The sequence below is a fragment of the Arthrobacter sp. 135MFCol5.1 genome, from assembly GCF_000374865.1.
In the GTDB taxonomy this organism is placed as follows: Bacteria; Actinomycetota; Actinomycetes; order Actinomycetales; family Micrococcaceae; genus Arthrobacter.
This window is the reverse complement of sequence record NZ_KB895459.1, coordinates 41,794-58,195: the sequence shown is the minus strand read 5'-3', so window position 1 is coordinate 58,195 and position 16,402 is coordinate 41,794. Positions and strand designations below refer to the sequence as shown.

The 16,402-nt window shown below is 62.7% G+C and carries 12 protein-coding genes; 4 read left to right on the top strand and 8 right to left on the bottom strand.

Translation table 11 applies throughout. The features are described from left to right. Nucleotides 1-147: 147 nt before the first annotated feature. The 7 genes from C563_RS0113075 to C563_RS0113045 form a co-directional block, all read right to left on the bottom strand. On the bottom strand, nucleotides 148-645 hold the full coding sequence (locus C563_RS0113075; RefSeq protein WP_018762512.1) for a ribose-5-phosphate isomerase: 498 nt from the start codon (nucleotides 643-645) through the stop codon (nucleotides 148-150). Between the two features lie 151 nt (nucleotides 646-796). Next, on the bottom strand, nucleotides 797-2,317 hold the full coding sequence (gene araA / locus C563_RS0113070) for an L-arabinose isomerase (RefSeq protein ID WP_018762511.1): 1,521 nt from the start codon (nucleotides 2,315-2,317) through the stop codon (nucleotides 797-799). Nucleotides 2,318-2,414: 97 nt separating this feature from the next. Next, nucleotides 2,415-3,485, bottom strand: a complete 1,071-nt coding sequence (locus tag C563_RS21255) for a LacI family DNA-binding transcriptional regulator (protein WP_051083513.1) — start codon at nucleotides 3,483-3,485, stop codon at nucleotides 2,415-2,417. Between the two features lie 80 nt (nucleotides 3,486-3,565). After that, nucleotides 3,566-4,303 (bottom strand): L-ribulose-5-phosphate 4-epimerase, encoded by a 738-nt coding sequence (locus C563_RS0113060; protein WP_051083511.1) that lies wholly within the window; start codon nucleotides 4,301-4,303, stop codon nucleotides 3,566-3,568. Next, complete coding sequence (locus tag C563_RS0113055; RefSeq protein ID WP_026264781.1) at nucleotides 4,300-5,922, bottom strand: xylulokinase; 1,623 nt, start codon at nucleotides 5,920-5,922, stop codon at nucleotides 4,300-4,302. Before C563_RS0113055 ends, C563_RS0113060 begins: the two co-directional genes overlap by 4 nt. A 380-nt stretch (nucleotides 5,923-6,302) precedes the next feature. Continuing rightward, nucleotides 6,303-8,519: a beta-glucosidase family protein gene (locus C563_RS0113050; RefSeq protein WP_018762507.1), complete on the bottom strand. Its 2,217-nt coding sequence runs from the start codon at nucleotides 8,517-8,519 to the stop codon at nucleotides 6,303-6,305. 132 nt (nucleotides 8,520-8,651) lie between these two features. After that, the gene (locus C563_RS0113045; RefSeq protein ID WP_018762506.1) at nucleotides 8,652-10,097 is read right to left on the bottom strand and encodes an MFS transporter; all 1,446 of its coding nucleotides are present in this window, start codon (nucleotides 10,095-10,097) and stop codon (nucleotides 8,652-8,654) included. A gap of 286 nt (nucleotides 10,098-10,383) precedes the next feature. Here C563_RS0113045 and C563_RS21250 point away from each other — a divergent pair, with 286 nt between their 5' ends. Beyond that, nucleotides 10,384-11,331 carry an SGNH/GDSL hydrolase family protein gene (locus C563_RS21250; RefSeq protein WP_081624164.1) on the top strand — a complete coding sequence of 316 codons (948 nt, stop codon included), beginning with the start codon at nucleotides 10,384-10,386 and terminating at the stop codon, nucleotides 11,329-11,331. A gap of 80 nt (nucleotides 11,332-11,411) precedes the next feature. Here the strand turns inward: C563_RS21250 and C563_RS0113035 are convergent, their stop codons facing one another. Further along, nucleotides 11,412-12,632 (bottom strand): ROK family protein, encoded by a 1,221-nt coding sequence (locus C563_RS0113035; protein ID WP_043424159.1) that lies wholly within the window; start codon nucleotides 12,630-12,632, stop codon nucleotides 11,412-11,414. A 131-nt stretch (nucleotides 12,633-12,763) separates the two neighbouring features. Here C563_RS0113035 and xylA point away from each other — a divergent pair, with 131 nt between their 5' ends. The 3 genes from xylA to C563_RS0113020 all read left to right on the top strand — a co-directional run bounded on the left by xylA (nucleotide 12,764) and on the right by C563_RS0113020 (nucleotide 16,368). Next, nucleotides 12,764-13,951, top strand: coding sequence for a xylose isomerase (xylA, locus tag C563_RS0113030; RefSeq protein ID WP_018762503.1), 1,188 nt, complete (start codon nucleotides 12,764-12,766; stop codon nucleotides 13,949-13,951). An 81-nt stretch (nucleotides 13,952-14,032) separates the two neighbouring features. Next, complete coding sequence (xylB, locus tag C563_RS0113025; protein ID WP_018762502.1) at nucleotides 14,033-15,451, top strand: xylulokinase; 1,419 nt, start codon at nucleotides 14,033-14,035, stop codon at nucleotides 15,449-15,451. Continuing rightward, nucleotides 15,451-16,368 carry an aldose 1-epimerase family protein gene (locus C563_RS0113020; RefSeq protein ID WP_018762501.1) on the top strand — a complete coding sequence of 306 codons (918 nt, stop codon included), beginning with the start codon at nucleotides 15,451-15,453 and terminating at the stop codon, nucleotides 16,366-16,368. The genes xylB and C563_RS0113020 overlap by 1 nt, the downstream gene beginning before the upstream one ends. The last annotated feature ends 34 nt before the right edge of the window (nucleotides 16,369-16,402 follow it).

Sequence of the window (16,402 nt, the reverse complement as noted above, 5' to 3'; positions counted from 1 at the left end):
CCCTCGTTATGGGTGGGTGAATTGATGAAGCATCCGAAGCAGCGTGAGCGCTGGGACTCGCAAAGCTCCTGCGCCCTGTACTCCGGTTGGAGGTGGTAGCAGTGGTCGATCGATACATGCTCCACCAGGTGTTGCGCGCCATGGCAGCTACTCCATAGCGCTGCCCGCGTTCTCGAAGTGGGCAATTGTGGCGATACGTCGGGCGTGCCTTTCGTCATTGCTGAAAGGAGTCTGAAGAAAGGCTTCCACGAGGTCGAACGTTTCCTGAGCTGAGTGTTGCCTTGCTCCCAAGGCAACAACGTTGGCGTCGTTATGTTCCCTGGCGAGAACGGCCGTTGAGTGGTTCCACACCAGTGCCGCCCGGATGCCCTTCACTTTGTTTGCCGCAATTTGTTCCCCGTTGCCAGAACCGCCAAGAACAATGCCCAAAGCATGTCGCCCAGACTGTTGGTCGGTGATAACAGCTTGGGCTGCACGAATGCAAAAAGCGGGGTAGTCGTCCTGCGGGTCGTACGTCTCTGGACCGTGGTCAACAACTTCATACCCTTTCGCTGCCAGATGCTTTACGAGATCAGCGCTAAGGTCAAGCCCGGCGTGGTCAGTGGCTATATGGACCCGAGGGCAGAGTTGCGTGTCCGTGGACATTGAATTTTCCGTTCTTGTGCATGTGATCTAAGTGCTGGGTAAAGGTAGGCGGGTGCCAGCCGGGCCCATGGCGCAGCCCTGCGCCTGCCGCGGTTCACAGGGTTCTTGCCGTTGGCAGCCGCGGGCGTCCCGTCCTCAGCGATGGCATGGGTCAGATGCCGCCGGCGAGTTTGTAGTAGGCGGCGTTCCAGTTCAGGTCTTTCTTGAACTGGCGGATGGTGGTTCCCTCGTCGATGGTGAGCAGTTCGGTTTTGGCGATCTCGGCGAAGTCCTCGAAGACGTCCATGCCCACCTGGGTGGAGAGCACGGTGTGGTGCGCGGCTCCGGCGGTGAGCCAGGCGGCGGCGGAGGTGGCGAAGTCCGGCTTTGGCTCCCAGAGGGCGCGGGCCACGGGGAGGTTGGGCAGCGGCTGGTCCAGGGGGACGACGTCGACGGCGTTGGCCACCAGGCGGAAACGGTCGCGCATGTCGGACAGGGCGACGACGACGCCCGGGGAGGCATCGGCGTCGAACACCAGCCGGACCGGATCTTCCTTGCCGCCGATGCCCAGCGGATGGATTTCCAGCCGCGGCTTCGCTGCCGTGAGGGACGGGCAGACTTCGAGCATGTGCGCGCCGAGGATCTTCTCCGCGCCGGGTTCCAGGTGGTAGGTGTAGTCCTCCATCAGGGACGCGCCGCCCGGCAGGCCGGCACCCATCACCTTCGCGGCGCGGACCAGGATGGCGGTCTTCCAGTCGCCTTCGGCGCCGAAGCCGTACCCGGCGGCCATGAGCCGCTGGACAGCCAGGCCCGGAAGCTGCCGGAGCGCGCCGAGGTCCTCGAAGGACGTGGTGAACGCGGCGGAGCCGTTCCCTTCAAGGAAGGACCGCAGGCCCAGTTCAATCCGGGCACCATACCGCAGGGAGTCGTGCCGGGCCGCGCCTGCGCGGAGCTCCGGCACCACGTCGTACAGGTCCTCATATTCGGCCACCAGGGTGTCGACGTCGGACTCCGCGGCGCCGTGCACGGCGTCGGCGAGCTCGTTGACGGACCAGGTGTTCACCGCGACGCCGAACCGCAGCTCGGCCTCGGTCTTGTCGCCCTCGGTGACGGCGACGTTGCGCATGTTGTCCCCGAAGCGGGTCAGCTTCAGGGTGCGGATGGCGGCCCACCCGGCGGCGGCGCGCTGCCAGGACCCGACCTGCCGTGCGACCTCGGGGTTGGAGACGTGCCCGACGACGGTCTTCCGGGCGATGCCGAGCCGGGACTGGATGTACCCGAACTCGCGATCACCGTGGGCGGCCTGGTTCAGGTTCATGAAGTCGAAGTCGATGTCCGCCCACGGCAGGTCGCGGTTGGCCTGGGTGTGCAGGTGCAGCAGCGGCTTGCGCAGCAGGTCCAGGCCGGAGATCCACATCTTGGCCGGGCTGAAGGTGTGCATCCAGGCGGTCACGCCGATGACCGAGTCATCCGAGTTCGCCTCCAGCGCGGTGCGGCGGATGGCGTCCGAGTCGGTCAGGACCGGCTTCCACACAATCCGCACCGGCACGGCGGAGGAGGCGTTCAGCTGGTTCGCGATCTCCTGGGACTGCGCGGCCACCTGCTTCAGGACCTCCTCACCATAAAGGTGCTGGCTGCCGGTAAGGAACCAGACCTCGTAGCCGTCGAGGGAGGTGTTTACTGCGGTACTCATGGGTTCTCCAATTGAGATTCGATTGTGGATATTGGCCAAGCGGTGGCCGCGAAGGAGCTACTAACGGATGATCGTTGCGCTACATGTTTTTAGGGGATCACCCGGACCGCCGCGGTCCCGGGTTCGGGGAGTGCAGCCTCGATAAGGTTGACACCGGCTGGTGGGGCGCCGTGCTTGCACGAATTTGAAGTGCTGGGGTAACTACCGCGGTGGGTGCGGGCATTCCGAGGTCGAGTTCCCGCAGCATCAAGTTGACGGATTTGCGGCCCAGTTCTTCGAAGTCCTGTCGGACTGTTGTCAGTGGCGGGGTGAAGTAGGCGCTCTCCGGCTGATCGTCGAAACCGACAACGCTGACGTCTTCCGGCACCCGCACCTCTGCTTCAGCAAAGGCTCTCAGGACTCCCAGAGCCATTTGGTCGTTGGCGGCAAACACAGCTGTTATCCGAGGGTCCTGGGCAATTTTCCTGCCGATGGTGTATCCGCTTCCGGCGCCCCAGTCACCTATGAACAGGTGTTCATCGGGGAGGCCGGCTCCGCGCAGAGCTTCCCGCCAGCCCGCTTTACGTTCGGAGCTGTCAGGCCACCCCGGCGGACCCGAAAGGTGAGCTATCGCGCGGTGGCCCTGCTGGAGAAGATGTTGCACTGCGGCACGTGCGCCCTGCCCCTGGTCCACTACCGTCCCGCTGACATTCCTGTTGGTTGGCGATCCGACAGTTACAACAGGAACGGACAGCGTCATGTCATCCAAAGCTGCAAGAGCTTCCTCGTGGGGTACTACCACGGCGATGCCGTCAACTGGCTGGTCCATAAAATGGTTGATGGCCTCGCAAATGCTCGCCCTGTTCACTTCACGCAGCGCAGCGATGCTGACGGAATAGCCAGCATCCCTGGCTGCCTGTTCTATCCCCATCAGCGTGTTGGCTGGACCGTAGTGGGACAACTCGCTCGCCAGTACCCCGATCCTCCGCGAACGGCGGGTGACCAAGCTCCTGGCTGCAGTGTTGGGCCGGTACCCGAGCTCGGCGATCGCGGCCTTGACCTTTTCTCTTGTCCCGGTGCGGACGTTCGGGTGACCGTTGACGACCCTTGACACCGTCTGATGTGAAACACCGGCGACGGCAGCGACGTCCTTCAGCCTTGGTGACCTGCCATCAGTGGTCCTGCCCATGGTTCACCGAGCCACTGCGTCGTGTATGGATACCGGCCGCATGTTTGACGCGCCGTCACGCCGGTGGCGGACGGGCTCCCTCAATTTATGGCCCCTGTGGGTTCTTGCCCGTAAACGTTTTGATAGCGGTTGAACAGGGCATCAACCGCTGCGGGTGCAATTGGGTGCGGTTCTCCTAATTGTCGCGAGAACAGCACTGATCTGGCTACATCTTCAACCATGACGGCTGCCTTGACAGCGTCGCGGGCATCTTTGCCGATGGTGAACGGGCCGTGGTTCTTCATCAGTACGGCACGGGAGCGGTGGCCACTGAGGGTATCGACGATTCCACGCCCAATGGAATCATCGCCGATGATTGCGAAGGGGCCGATAGGGATCTCGCCGCCGAATTCGTCTGCCATCGCTGTTGTTACGCAGGGTATGGGTTCGCCGTGCGCGGCCCAGGCTACGGCATACGGAGAATGGGTGTGAACCACTCCCCCGACCTCGGGCATATGGCGGTAAACGTACGCGTGTGCAGCCGTGTCGCTTGAAGGTGTCCTTTCTGAACCGGGCACGTCAGGGACGACCCGGCCATCGAGAGTGCAGAGAATCATGTTGTCGGCGGTCAGTTCGTCGTACAGGACGCCGCTGGGTTTGATCACGAAGTAATCAGTCCCTGGAACGCGCCCGGAGACATTGCCGCCGGTCCATACAACAAGGTTGTAGCGCACAAGTTCCGCATGCAGCTTGGCGACGTTGCTTCGGACTGTTCTAATAGCCTCGGCTATCTCGGTTGGCACTTGGCTTGATGTCTGGCTGGTCGTGCTAGATCTCATGGCTGGCTTCCTTTCGGAGAGATTGAGTCAACGGCTGCGCGCTGGACCGCAAGCCCAACGGCATATCGGTCCAAGTACGTCGAGAACCCCGTTACGTCGGCAGGGTCAGGATTAGTCGTTTCAAAGGCCGCGCCACCAAAGACGCTGTTGCGGAGAAATTCATTGAGGTCTCCTGTGGGGTGGGTGGCGAATGCCGCAAGCACGGCGATACCCCAAGCCCCGCCTTCGGAAGCGGATTCTGCGACGGAAACGGGCGCGTTTAGGGCGCCGGCAAGAAAGCGTTGAGCGATTCCTGCGGTTCGAAACATGCCGCCGTGCGCGAACATCCGGTCGACCGCAACCCCTTCGTCGGCAAGGACGCGCATGCCAAGTATCAGCGTTGCGAACACGCCGTACACCTGGGAGCGCACGAAGTTTGCGAGGGTGAACGTGCTGTCGGGTGCTCGTACAAGGAGTGGCCGGCCATCGCGGACGCCAGCAAGAGGTTCACCGGCGACGTAGTTGTACGCGATTAATCCGCCGGCATCTGGGTCGCCTTCGAGCGCTTCCTGAAGGAGGGCGGTGAATACGGTGTCCTGGTCGATAGGGCAGTCTGCTTTACGCGCGAATTGGGTGAAGAGCTGTACCCAGGCTGCAAGTTCACTTGCGCCGTTATTGCAGTGGACCATTGCTACCGGAGCGCCCGCCGGAGTCGTTACGAGATCGAGCTCGTGGCGGACCTGAGCCAGCGGCCTTTCAAGGACGACCATGGCGAAGATGCTCGTGCCGACACTGACGTTGCCCGTCCGGGGGGCTATGGAGCATGTGGCGACCATTCCAGTACCGGCGTCACCTTCTGGCGGGCAGAAAACTGCCCCGGGCTGCAGGGCACCTGACGGGTCAAGCAACGCTGCGCCGGCATCCGTGAGTGTGCCGGCGTACTCACCCGCCACCAGCACTTCGGGGAGCACCTGACTGAGGTCGAGCGCGGGAGCGGCATGAGCAACAAGTGCTTTGTAACGTGCCAAAAGGTCCGAGTCGTAGGTGTGGCTCGCCGAATCGATCGGGAACATGCCGGAAGCATCACCGATTCCAATTACTTTCCTTCCAGTGAGACGCCAATGAACATAACCGGCAAGAGTGGTCATGAAATTAATGCGTGGAACGTGCTCTTCGCCGTCGCTCACCGCCTGGTGTAGGTGGGCAATCGACCAGCGGAGGGGGATGTTGAGGTCGAATGCCTTTGTAAGCTCGGCAGACGCCGCGCCCGTAGTGGTGTTCCGCCAGGTCCTGAATGGCACGAGTTGTTGGTCATCGCAATCGAAGACCAGGTAGCCGTGCATCATGGCGGAAACACCAATCGCTTGAAGAATGCGTGGTTGCACCCCGTAGCGCTCTTCGCAGTTCGCAACGAGATCTGCATAGGCTGCCTGAATACCGGTCCAGACATCTGTCATCGAGTAGGTCCACACCGCGTTTTGAAAGCTGCTTTCCCAGCTAAAGCTCCCCAATGCGAGCACGTGCCGGGGATCATCCCCGATAAGGCACGCCTTGATGCGGGTTGAGCCCAGTTCAATCCCCAGACGAGCGCGTCCGGAACGTATGGCATCGGCTGCAGATGACGTGCCGGAAAAATTCACAATAATCCTTCTCTTGCTGGCTCAGGCCAGATAATTTTTCGACATGTGAGGGGACAACCAAAGGATGCCCTAGGCTTCAGATCTTGGTTAGCGCTAACAATATTGAGGCGCGCAGTCTCAAGGGCGGTCACTGTTCCTCACCTTGCCGCTTACTTAATCCAGGGCCCAATGACCTGGGCCCTTGAACTGAAGCGTTCGCCAAAGATTATTCCCGTCTGGGGAAAAAGGCAAGGCTGGCTTTTATTTGGGCGAGCACGTCGTTGTTCCGGCTCTGTGCTTCTATTGGTTCTCGGCGTCTACGAGTTCGAGCGGAGCGAGAGGAGCTTCGCACATGCTTGTCATTCGAGAATCACGAGTGCATGCGGTGGTCCGTTCCGGTTCTAAAGCAAGCGAAGGCTTGTTTCTGACGCTTCTGGATCACCGGAGTAGGCGCCCGCTTCCAAGACCACTTCCGCCGCAGCCCACTCGAACCGCCCGTTGGTGCGGCGCTGCAGTGGGCGAAGAGAACCGGCCACCTCCATCGTCTTTGTCTCCCCTGGCGCCAGGTTCACGGGCTTGAAACCCAACAAAACCCGTCGGGGGAAGTCGTCTACCTCGATCGAGCCGTAAAGCTGTACGACGTGACGGCCTGCCCGTTCTCCTGTGTTGGTGACTTGTGTTGTCGCCTTCACGCTATCTGCGGCGATCTGCGTGATGGTCAGGTCGCTGATGTCGAAGGTGGTGTAGGAGAGGCCGTATCCGAGTGGGAAGGCAGGGCTGTGGCCGTCGCGGTCCAAGAGGCGCTGCCCGAACCAGCGGTCGTACGTGATGCTGTTGGCATCCCGGTCGAAGTAGGGTAGGTGTTCCTCTGTTGTTGGGATGGAGTAGGGAAGGCGCCCGCTGGCATCGGCTTTCCCGTAAAGGACGTCTGTGAGGGCATTTCCCCCCTCGGATCCTGAGTACCATCCCACGAGCATCGCCGGGACTGTGTCACGCCAGGATTCTGTGATGACGGCTCCTGCGGTGACCACAACGACCACGGTTTTGGGGTTGGCAGCCGCGGTTGCCCGGATGATTTCCTCGTCGACAGGCCGTAGCCGCAGGCTGGCCCGGTCACCGCCGACGGTGCTGCCCATGGCGCCTGCGGCTCCCATGAGGTTGCTCGGGTCCATGCCTTCGGGGAAGGGAGGGAACAGGGCAAGAATGTCCGGGTCCAGCATGCTGTCCCCGCCGATGTATTCGCCTTCATCTTCTGCGGTGTAGCCAACGACGACGATGGCTACGTCCGCCTTTTTCGCTGTGGCGGCGGCTGCTTCGGGGTCGTCTTCGAACGAGGTGAAGAGCTGTGCTTCTGGAAGGTTGTTCCTGAAGCCTTCCAGCGCCGTGACCACCTCCGGGGAGCGGACTGATGATGATCCGTGGTCGCCCGTATTGGGTAGATTGGCCAGCCTGCCGATCAGCGCGACCGAATTCGTCTTCTCCGGACCGAGTGGCAGTACCGGTGTGCCGTCAACTGCATCGTTTTTCAGCAGGACCATGGACGTGGCCGCTGCTTCCCGCGCCAGATCCCGGTGCCCGCTGCAGAAAATGACTTCCTTTGCGGGCTCTTCCTCACGTGCGGAGGCATAGTGTCGAAGCTGGGTGCGCAGGACCCGCTTTGCTGCCCGGTCGACATGCTCCCAAGTGACCCGGCCGGATTCAAGGTCTGCCGGGAGATGCTGCGCGCGCTGCTGACGCATGGGCGCTTCAACGTCGAGACCTGCGCGGAGTGACAGGCTTGCGTCCCGGAAGCCGGACACGAAATCTGTGATGGTAACGCCCTCGAAACCCCATTCACTGCGGAGGGTGCCTTCCAGGAGAGTTTCATTCTGGCCGGCCCATTCGCCATTGACGGAGTTATAGGACGTCATGATGCCGTCCACACCTTCCTCGACGACCCGGCGGAAGTGCGGGAGGAAGGCCTCGTGGAGCGTCTGTTCGTCGGCCAGCACGTCGACTTTGAAGCGTGCATTTTCCATGGAGTTAAGGGCGTAGTGCTTTGCGACAGCCATGGCGTTGCGTTGGACGCCACGGACGAGCGCTGCGCCGAACTCGCCCAGGAGAATGGGGTCTTCGCCGTAGGTTTCCTGTGCCCGGCCCCATGCGGGGTGCCTTGGAAGATTGATGCATACGCCACCGAAAAAGTTCCCTCCCTGCGCTCTCAGTTCACGGCCAATGGCGACGCCGATGCGCTCTTCCATCTCAACATCCCACGTCGCGCCACGCGCCATGGACACTGGAAACGCCGTGGACGCGCCCATCACTACTCCACGGGGACCATCACTGAAACGGAGGCCGGGAATCCCAAGTCGCTTGATCTCGCCCATCACGATGGGTTTCAGGTTGTAGCCGGCGCTCATCTCTGCGATCCCGACCCAAAAATCCGAGTCACCATCGAGCAGCCACAGCTTTTCATCCTGTGTGAGCTGGCCGAGAAGCTGCTCTGTGGCCGCGTCCAGGTCAGCTCCTTGCCGAATGATGTTGACCGCTTCGTAGAAGCTATTGGTTTTTTTGTGGAAGCTATCGGTCTGGCTGGTCGGCATGATGCTGGTCTTTCTGGTGATGATGGGAGATGACATGCCTCCGTCGGAAGGAGAGCCGGGTGGGCGTTCTACGGGTGGGAGGCGTACGTAGCGGACACGTAATTGGGCAAAAGTGCTTGTGCTCCGGCCGTCAGGGTTGGGGGTGACGGCCGGAGCGGTGGGTGGTGTTTAGCGGGCGCGGCGGATTGGCAGGACCAGGAGGCCTGAGATGATGACGATGATGAAGGCGATTGGCCAGACGATGCCGTAGGAGCCGCCGACGAGGGCGACTGCGGTGCCGGCGGTGACGGGGGCGATGGCGTTGCCGAGGTTTTGTCCGACTGAGGACATTCCGAGATCGCGGCCTGCTGCTTCGGGGTCGGGGAGCAGGTCGATGAACAGGGCCTGGTCAACGACGAGGAACACGCCAAGGCCGAGTCCGCCCATGGCTGCCTGGATGAACATGGCAGGAAGAGAAGGCCAAACCCAGGGAACGATGAAGCCCAGTGCGATGATGACGGCAGCTGCGATCACGAAAGGCTTCCGACGGTGCAGTTTGTCGGAAAGCTTTCCCGAGACGGCCATTCCGAGCATTGTGGCAGGTAGTGCGACGACCTGCAGGAGGGGGCTCATCTGGGCTGCTTCTGCCGCGCTGAGTGCCGGGGTGATGTAGCTCTGGAGCATGTAGATGCTGTAGGTGGTGCCGATGCCGAACCCGGTCCAGAGCAAGACCTTCGAGATCCAGGCCCACCGGTAGTCCCGGTCGCGCAGGGCGACGATAAACGAAGCAAAGATGGTGCCAATCCGGATTTTTCCATGGGGCAGGTGCTTGGATGACCGGTCCCGGGCAAGGAAAAGCAACGGTACGGTGAGGAGCAGAAGCGTCACGGCGAACGGGTAGTAGCTGGCAAGGCCGATGGCAGCAAAAAGCGCTCCGGCCACCACTGCGCCGAGGATGGCCGCGAAGTACACCACCACACCGGTGACCGCCGATACCGACCCCAGGCGCTCTTTGGGCACCCGGTCCGCTACCGTGGCCACGAGGGGGCCCTGGGCATTTCCGGCGACCTGGATGACAGACCAGGCAAGAACCAGGAAAAACAGGTTCGGCGCCAGCGGCATCAGCGTGATGCCGGCTGCTCCTACGACAGCGCCGGCAGCGATATAAGGGGCGCGCCGGCCCCACTTTGTCCGGGTTAGATCTGAAAGCGTCCCGATGATCGGGGACAAGACCATGCCCACGACCACGCCTACCGACGTCACCAACGACAGGCCGGCAGCTCGTGAAGAGTTGAACTGCGCCAAAAGATCGAGCTGCTGCTGCTGCTCTGCAGACGGCGTCACGGCGCCGGAAGCAACCTGGCCGCTCAAATTATTCAGTGCGGTCAGGTCAACACCACTGTCGGGCCCGAAGATCCGGGCGAACTCCAGGTTTTGAACCTGCAGCGGGAGCAGGACCGTGAGCACCGCACCCCACAGCAGGGAAAAGGCCACACTTGCCAGCGCGTACGTGCTGACATAGCGGCGGTAGGGCCGCGTTTTCGGTTCATAGACGGGGGACAAATCATCCTTCGCCGGCCGGGGCTCCACCGGCGGAGCACCGGCCGCTCCCTGGGCTGCATCAACAGATCCCATGTACAACTCCTTCGTTGATCGCCGCAGGCATCCACCCGCGGAAGCATTCGCAAAACAATATTCCCGCACCGGGAAAAATGGCAATAGCCCGACCAATAAATGTTCAAATGCTTCCTCAAACGAAGTTCTGCCCGCGCCAGCGGCCGTTGGGTTCGACTCCCAGGGCCACCGGAGCGACCGGCTCTTGACGAAGCCGCAAGCGAGAGCTAAATTTTCCCCACCCGGGAATAATCCGGATCGCGAAGTAGCGACTGGAGCCCGGCAAAACCCCCAAGGAGATTGATCTATGCCCGCATGCCTCGGTGCTGTCCGCAAGGTGGCGGCAGCTTGCGCCGTCACCGCCCTTACAGCCTTTTGCACAGCTCTGCCCGCCAGCGCAGCGCCTCTTCCTGCACCCGGGCCTGGTGCCCACTACGTTGCCCTTGGCAGCTCCTACGCCGCCGGAGGTGGTCTCGGACCCGCGGATCCAGCGGACTCCGGCGGCCGATGCGGGCGGACCACCATTGCCTATCCATACCTTGTCGCCAGTCAGCTTCATTTGAACCTGACGAACGCGACATGCGGCGGCGCCTCGATCCCCAACATCGCGACGACGCCCCAGCAGATCTGGAGCTGGGATGGCTCCAGCCAGACCGGCGAGCTGCAGATCAACGCCGTCACCGCGGACACGGATCTGGTAACCATCACCATTGGCGGCAATGACGTCAACTATGTCGGCAACCTCATGGCCGAAGCCTGTCGAGGAGACCTTGCGGCAAACCCGCTGAGCGTGATCAGCAACCAGCTAAAGCTGTACGGGTTGTGCACTCCCGTGCCGGACTCGGTCGTGCAGGCCCGCCTCGCCGGCATCCAGGATGCCTTAGCAGCGACCGTGAACGCTGTCCAGGAGAAGGCTCCACACGCGCGGGTGGTCCTGGTTGATTACCTGTCAGTCCTCCCGGACAACGGCAAGCCCTGTGCAGCGGTTCCCATCCCGCAGCAGCGTCAGAAGTTTCTTCTTGACGTTGCCCGCGGGATGAGCCTTGCCACCAAGCACGCCGCCCAGCAAACGGGAGCCGAACTCGTCACCGCGTCCAAGGACAGCCAGGGCCACGATGCCTGCTCAGCTGATCCGTGGGTCACTGGGTATGACTTTTCCCGCGGTTTTGTCATGATGCACCCGAACGAAGCCGGCCATGCAGCAGTAGCGAAAGCCCTGGTGGAACAGCTGACGCACCCCGGCGCCAGCTCCTGACCGAATCACTCCAAAGACGGTGGCGCCACGAAAATCAGGCGTCACCGTCTTGATCATTTACACGAAAGGAGGCCTGGGGATCACCGCCGCAGTGTATGCGGTGCCTCCAGCACCCACCTAAGCGCGAGGCCCGCCGCACCCAACAAAGCCCCTGTACTCCCCAAAGCCGATACCAGCACGTTTCCGGAAGGGAATCTTCCCGCGGAATACCTCTGGAGGCTATCCATAAGCGAAATTCTCAGCCACGGATCAAGAACGGCAAGGTGCCCGCCAAGGACCACCGACGTAAAAGGTACGATCCGCGCCGAGGACGCCAGGGCCAAGCCAAGACAGAAACCTGCGCGCTCAACCGCCGACAGGGCCCGTGCGTCGCCTTCCTTCAACAACCCCAGCAGCACGGACAACGTTAGTGAGCGGCTGCTTCGGGCTGGATGTCCTGCGAGCCCGGCGGCGTCGGCGATCGCGTCCTGGCCGGCCACCGTTTCCAGGCAGCCCCTCCCACCGCACAAGCAGTCCGAACCGTAAGGATCAACCACGACGTGGCCCACCTCCCCCGCATGACCATCAGCGCCAGTGAAAAGTTCACGGCCGACAACGAGCCCGCCGCCGACACCCACCTCACCTGAAACAAACATGAAATCGGTGTCGGATTGATGGTCCATTTCGGCCAAGGCTGCGGCGTTGGCCTCGTTGCAAAGGACTACACCTAGCGGAGAGCCCGGAAGCAGTACGCGTAGATCCGGCCTGGCATTTTTCCAGCCCAAGTTAGGGGCGCTCACCACAACTTGGCCGGCAGCATCGATCAGTCCCGGCACCGCAAGGCCACCCCCAAGAACATCGATGCCCTCCTTCTCCGCCGCCACGGCTGTCACAGCACACTGCTGACTCAGGGCGGCCATTACTCGTTCCACCCCATGGGGGCGGTTGTCGCGCTCCCGAACCTCGTGCATGAGCAGGGTCCCGGCTAGACTGACCACACCAACGGCAAGGTAGTCGACGTTGATTTCCGCGCCGAGGACCGCTTTGTTGGGGTTCAACTCCAGCTCCACTCCCGGCCGGCCCCTCGACTGTTGATTCAGCCCCACCTCGGTGACCAGGCCGCTCGAGATGAGCTCGAGCACAAGGCTTGATACCGACGCCTTTGTCAGCCCGGTCAGTGCGGAAATCTGAGCCCGGCTGCGACGACCGGCAGGTGAGGTTTCAGCGATTCTGCCCAGCACCAGCGCCAAGTTCCCCCTCCGTACAGCCTCCATATGTCCAGCCCCGGGGACACCTTGGATGTAGGGAGGGGTGGCCGTCATCACCACATCTACTCCTTCACGTCACGGGGCCTTTGCCCGGACTGATGTTGACCCGCCCCGGGGTCATCCTTATAGTTCAGAGCATAAACTATTTGGCTGCCGCAGCAGCCCCTTTACTGCAAGGACGCATCATGACTCTCTCCCCCGCTCCCGCCGACAAGTTCACCTTTGGCTTGCGGACGGTCGGCTGGACCGGCGCCGACCCGTTCGGTGTGGCCACCCGCAAGGCCCTTGACCCGGTCGAAGCCGTGCACCGGCTCAGCGAACTGGGCGCGTACGGCATCACTTTCCACGACAACGATCTGGTCCCGTTCGACGCGTCCGCCTCGGAGCGGGAGCTGATCCTGAAGAACTTCCGTGCGGCACTGGCAGAAACCGGGCTGAAGGTTCCGATGGTCACCACCAACCTGTTCAGCCACCCCGTTTTCAAGGACGGCGGCTTCACGTCCAATGACCGCTCGGTCCGCCGCTTTGCCCTGTCCAAGGTCCTGCGGAACATCGACCTTGCCGCCGAGCTTGGCGCCGAAACGTTCGTCATGTGGGGCGGCCGGGAAGGCAGCGAGTACGACGGGTCGAAGGACCTCGCCGCTGCCCTGGACCGGATGAAGGAAGGCGTGGACACAGCGGCGGGCTACATCAAGGACAAGGGCTACAACCTGCGCATTGCCCTCGAGCCCAAGCCGAACGAGCCCCGCGGCGACATCTTCCTGCCCACCGTGGGCCATGGCCTGGCCTTCATCGCCCAGCTCGAGCACGGCGACATCGTGGGCCTGAACCCGGAAACCGGGCACGAGCAGATGGCAGGACTGAACTTCACCCACGGCATCGCCCAGGCCCTCTGGGCGGGCAAGCTCTTCCACATCGACCTCAACGGCCAGCGCGGCATCAAGTACGACCAGGACCTGGTCTTCGGCCATGGCGATCTGACCAGCGCCTTCTTCACTGTGGACCTGCTCGAAAACGGCTTCCCGGGCGGTGGCCCGAAGTACGACGGCCCGCGCCACTTCGACTACAAGCCCTCCCGCACCGACGGCTACGACGGTGTCTGGGAATCCGCCAAGGCCAACATGGCGATGTACCTGCTCCTCAAGGAACGCGCACTGGCCTTCCGCGCAGACCCCGAAGTCCAGGAAGCACTCAAGACCTCCGGTGTCTTCGAACTCGGCGAGTCCACCCTCGCCGCCGGTGAAAGCACCGCGGACCTGCTCGCAGACGCCGCAGCGTTTGAGGACTTCGACGCCGACAAGGCCGCCGAGCGTTCCTTCGCGTTCGTCCGGCTCAACCAGTTGGCCATCGAGCACCTCCTGGGCGCCCACTAGCCACTTAGTACCCGCTGCGGGGCCTTGGAGATGATCCAGGCCCCGCAGCGTTTCCATTCCTGCACAAAGAAAAGAACAGCCATGCCGCTCGTAGCCGGAGTTGACAGCTCCACCCAGTCCTGCAAAGTAATCATCCGCGATGCGGACACCGGAGAACTCGTCCGCCAGGGCCGCGCCACCCACCCCGAAGGCACCGAAGTCCACCCGGACCACTGGTGGACTGCCCTCCAGGAGGCCATCGCGCAGGCGGGCGGCCTCGACGACGTCGCCGCTGTCTCCGTCGCCGGGCAACAGCACGGCATGGTCTGCCTCGACGCCGACGGTGCCGTGGTCCGGCCCGCGCTGCTGTGGAATGACACCCGCAGCGCTGGGACCGCATCGGAACTGATTAAGGCCGCCGGTGGAGGTGACCCGATTGCCGGAGCGGGATACTGGGCCGGTGCCACCGGGACGGTCCCCGTCGCATCCCTCACACTCACCAAACTGCACTGGCTGACCCAGAACGAGCCGGAGAATGCTGCGAAAGTTGCCGCTGTGTGTTTGCCGCACGACTGGCTGACGTGGAGGCTGGCTGGTTACGGTCCGGGTTCCGGTGCCGAAGGTCTTCAGGCCCTCGTGACAGACCGTTCCGACGCGTCAGGCACCGGCTACTATTCGACTGCTGCCGGTCAGTATCTTCCTGCAGTCATCTCGGGTTCGGTCGGCCACCTGCCCGTCTTGCCGAAAGTCCTTGGTCCCCTTGAAGCGGCGGGAAAGACCCCGGACGGGGTCCTCTTGGCTGCAGGAGCTGGAGACAACGCCGCCGCCGCCATGGGAGCCGGCGCCCGGCTGGGGGACGTCGTCATGTCACTGGGGACCTCCGGCACGGTCTTCGCGGTCTCTGAAGCACCATCCGCCGACCCCTCCGGCCTGGTGGCCGGATTTGCCGACGCAACCGGCCATTACCTCCCCCTCGTATGCACTTTGAATGCCACCCGGGTTTTCGACGCCACTGCGGCGCTTTTGGGGGTCACCCTGCAGGAATTTAATACCCTGGCGCTCTCTGCGGCCTCCGGTTCAGGCGGTTTGACCCTAGTCCCCTACTTCGACGGCGAACGCACCCCAAACCTGCCGGACGCAACAGGCGCCTTGCATGGCATCACCCGAGCCAATTACACCCCCGAGAACCTGGCCCGTGCCGCCGTCGAAGGAGTCGTGTGCTCACTGGCGGACGGATTGGCCGCCCTGCAGGCCCAGGGCGTCAAGGCTCGAAGAATTATCCTCGTAGGCGGTGGCGCCCAGTCACCGGCTGTTCAGGACGTGGCAGTTCAACTCCTGGGCATCGACATCACCGTCCCCCAACCCGGCGAATACGTCGCGGACGGGGCCGCCCGCCAGGCAGCCGCCGCCCTGACGGGGAGCTTTCCTGACTGGCCACTGAACGCCGTGGAACGTCCCGCGGCGGCAGACACTGCGCAGGTGCTCTCCAGGTACCGCAGCTATGCAGGCCTTTACGCCTGATGGATGCGTTGGACGCACCGGTGAGCGAGTACGCGATCAGGTCCGGCAGCTACACTGCCACCGTCAGTGCAACAGGAGCTACCCTGCTGAACTTGCAGTTCGGTGAAAGGGATTTGGTCCTTCCGTCCCGCACGGGACATCCCACTCCGGACTACAGGGGCATCATCGCAGCGCCCTGGCCAAACCGCATCGCGGACGGGCGCTACACCTTCGAGTGCAGCGCCCTGGAGCTGCCGCGCAACGAGCAGGCCCGCGGCAACGCACTGCATGGCCTGGTGTTCGACAAGGCGTGGGAACTGGTGCTCCACGAGGACACGACGGTGATACTCGAGACGACTGTCTCAGCCTCTATGGGATATCCGTTCAGCCTGCAGTTGACTGCCGAGTACCGGCTGACACCGGAGGGCCTGAGCATCACCCTGGCCGCCAGGAACACGGGTACATCGACAGCTCCCTACGGCGCATGTCCCCACCCATACCTGGTGGCCGGCCCGTCTCCCTTGGACCAGTGGATCCTTCAGTTCGGTGCCGAGCGGTTCCTCGCCGTTAGCGCAGACCGGTTACTTCCGACCGGGGAGCGCGACGTGCACGGCCATGCCTTTGATTATAGGGATCCCCGGCCCATCGGTTCGACGGCCATGGACCACGCGTTTACAGGACTTGCCTTCGACGATTCCGGCCGAGCCGGGCTGACGCTCTGGGACCCTACCGGTGTTGGGGTAGGAATGTCCTGGGACCGCAACTGCCCTTGGCTTCAATTGCACACGGCCGACCGCACGCCACCCCTGCCCACCAGGTTGGGTCTCGCTGTGGAACCAATGAGCTGCCCCCCGGATGCCTTCAACAGCGGAAAGGACCTCATCCGCCTCTTGGCTGGGGAGGAACATCGGCTCAGCTGCAGTATTTTTGCCCTATGACTGAGCGAGTAGTGCTCCTCAGCCCCCGGCTGCG

Excerpts from the sequence above, each read along its gene's own strand:
- C563_RS0113035 (WP_043424159.1), bottom strand. The coding sequence starts at position 12,632 with ATGACGGCCACCCCTCCCTACATCCAAGGTGTCCCCGGGGCTGGACAT.
- araA (WP_018762511.1), bottom strand. The coding sequence starts at position 2,317 with ATGAGTACCGCAGTAAACACCTCCCTCGACGGCTACGAGGTCTGGTTC.
- C563_RS0113075 (WP_018762512.1), bottom strand. The coding sequence starts at position 645 with ATGTCCACGGACACGCAACTCTGCCCTCGGGTCCATATAGCCACTGAC.
- C563_RS21255 (WP_051083513.1), bottom strand. The coding sequence starts at position 3,485 with ATGGGCAGGACCACTGATGGCAGGTCACCAAGGCTGAAGGACGTCGCT.
- C563_RS0113045 (WP_018762506.1), bottom strand. The coding sequence starts at position 10,097 with ATGGGATCTGTTGATGCAGCCCAGGGAGCGGCCGGTGCTCCGCCGGTG.
- C563_RS0113050 (WP_018762507.1), bottom strand. The coding sequence starts at position 8,519 with ATGTCATCTCCCATCATCACCAGAAAGACCAGCATCATGCCGACCAGC.
- C563_RS21250 (WP_081624164.1), top strand. The coding sequence starts at position 10,384 with ATGCCCGCATGCCTCGGTGCTGTCCGCAAGGTGGCGGCAGCTTGCGCC.
- xylA (WP_018762503.1), top strand. The coding sequence starts at position 12,764 with ATGACTCTCTCCCCCGCTCCCGCCGACAAGTTCACCTTTGGCTTGCGG.
- C563_RS0113020 (WP_018762501.1), top strand. The coding sequence starts at position 15,451 with ATGGATGCGTTGGACGCACCGGTGAGCGAGTACGCGATCAGGTCCGGC.
- xylB (WP_018762502.1), top strand. The coding sequence starts at position 14,033 with ATGCCGCTCGTAGCCGGAGTTGACAGCTCCACCCAGTCCTGCAAAGTA.
- C563_RS0113060 (WP_051083511.1), bottom strand. The coding sequence starts at position 4,303 with ATGAGATCTAGCACGACCAGCCAGACATCAAGCCAAGTGCCAACCGAG.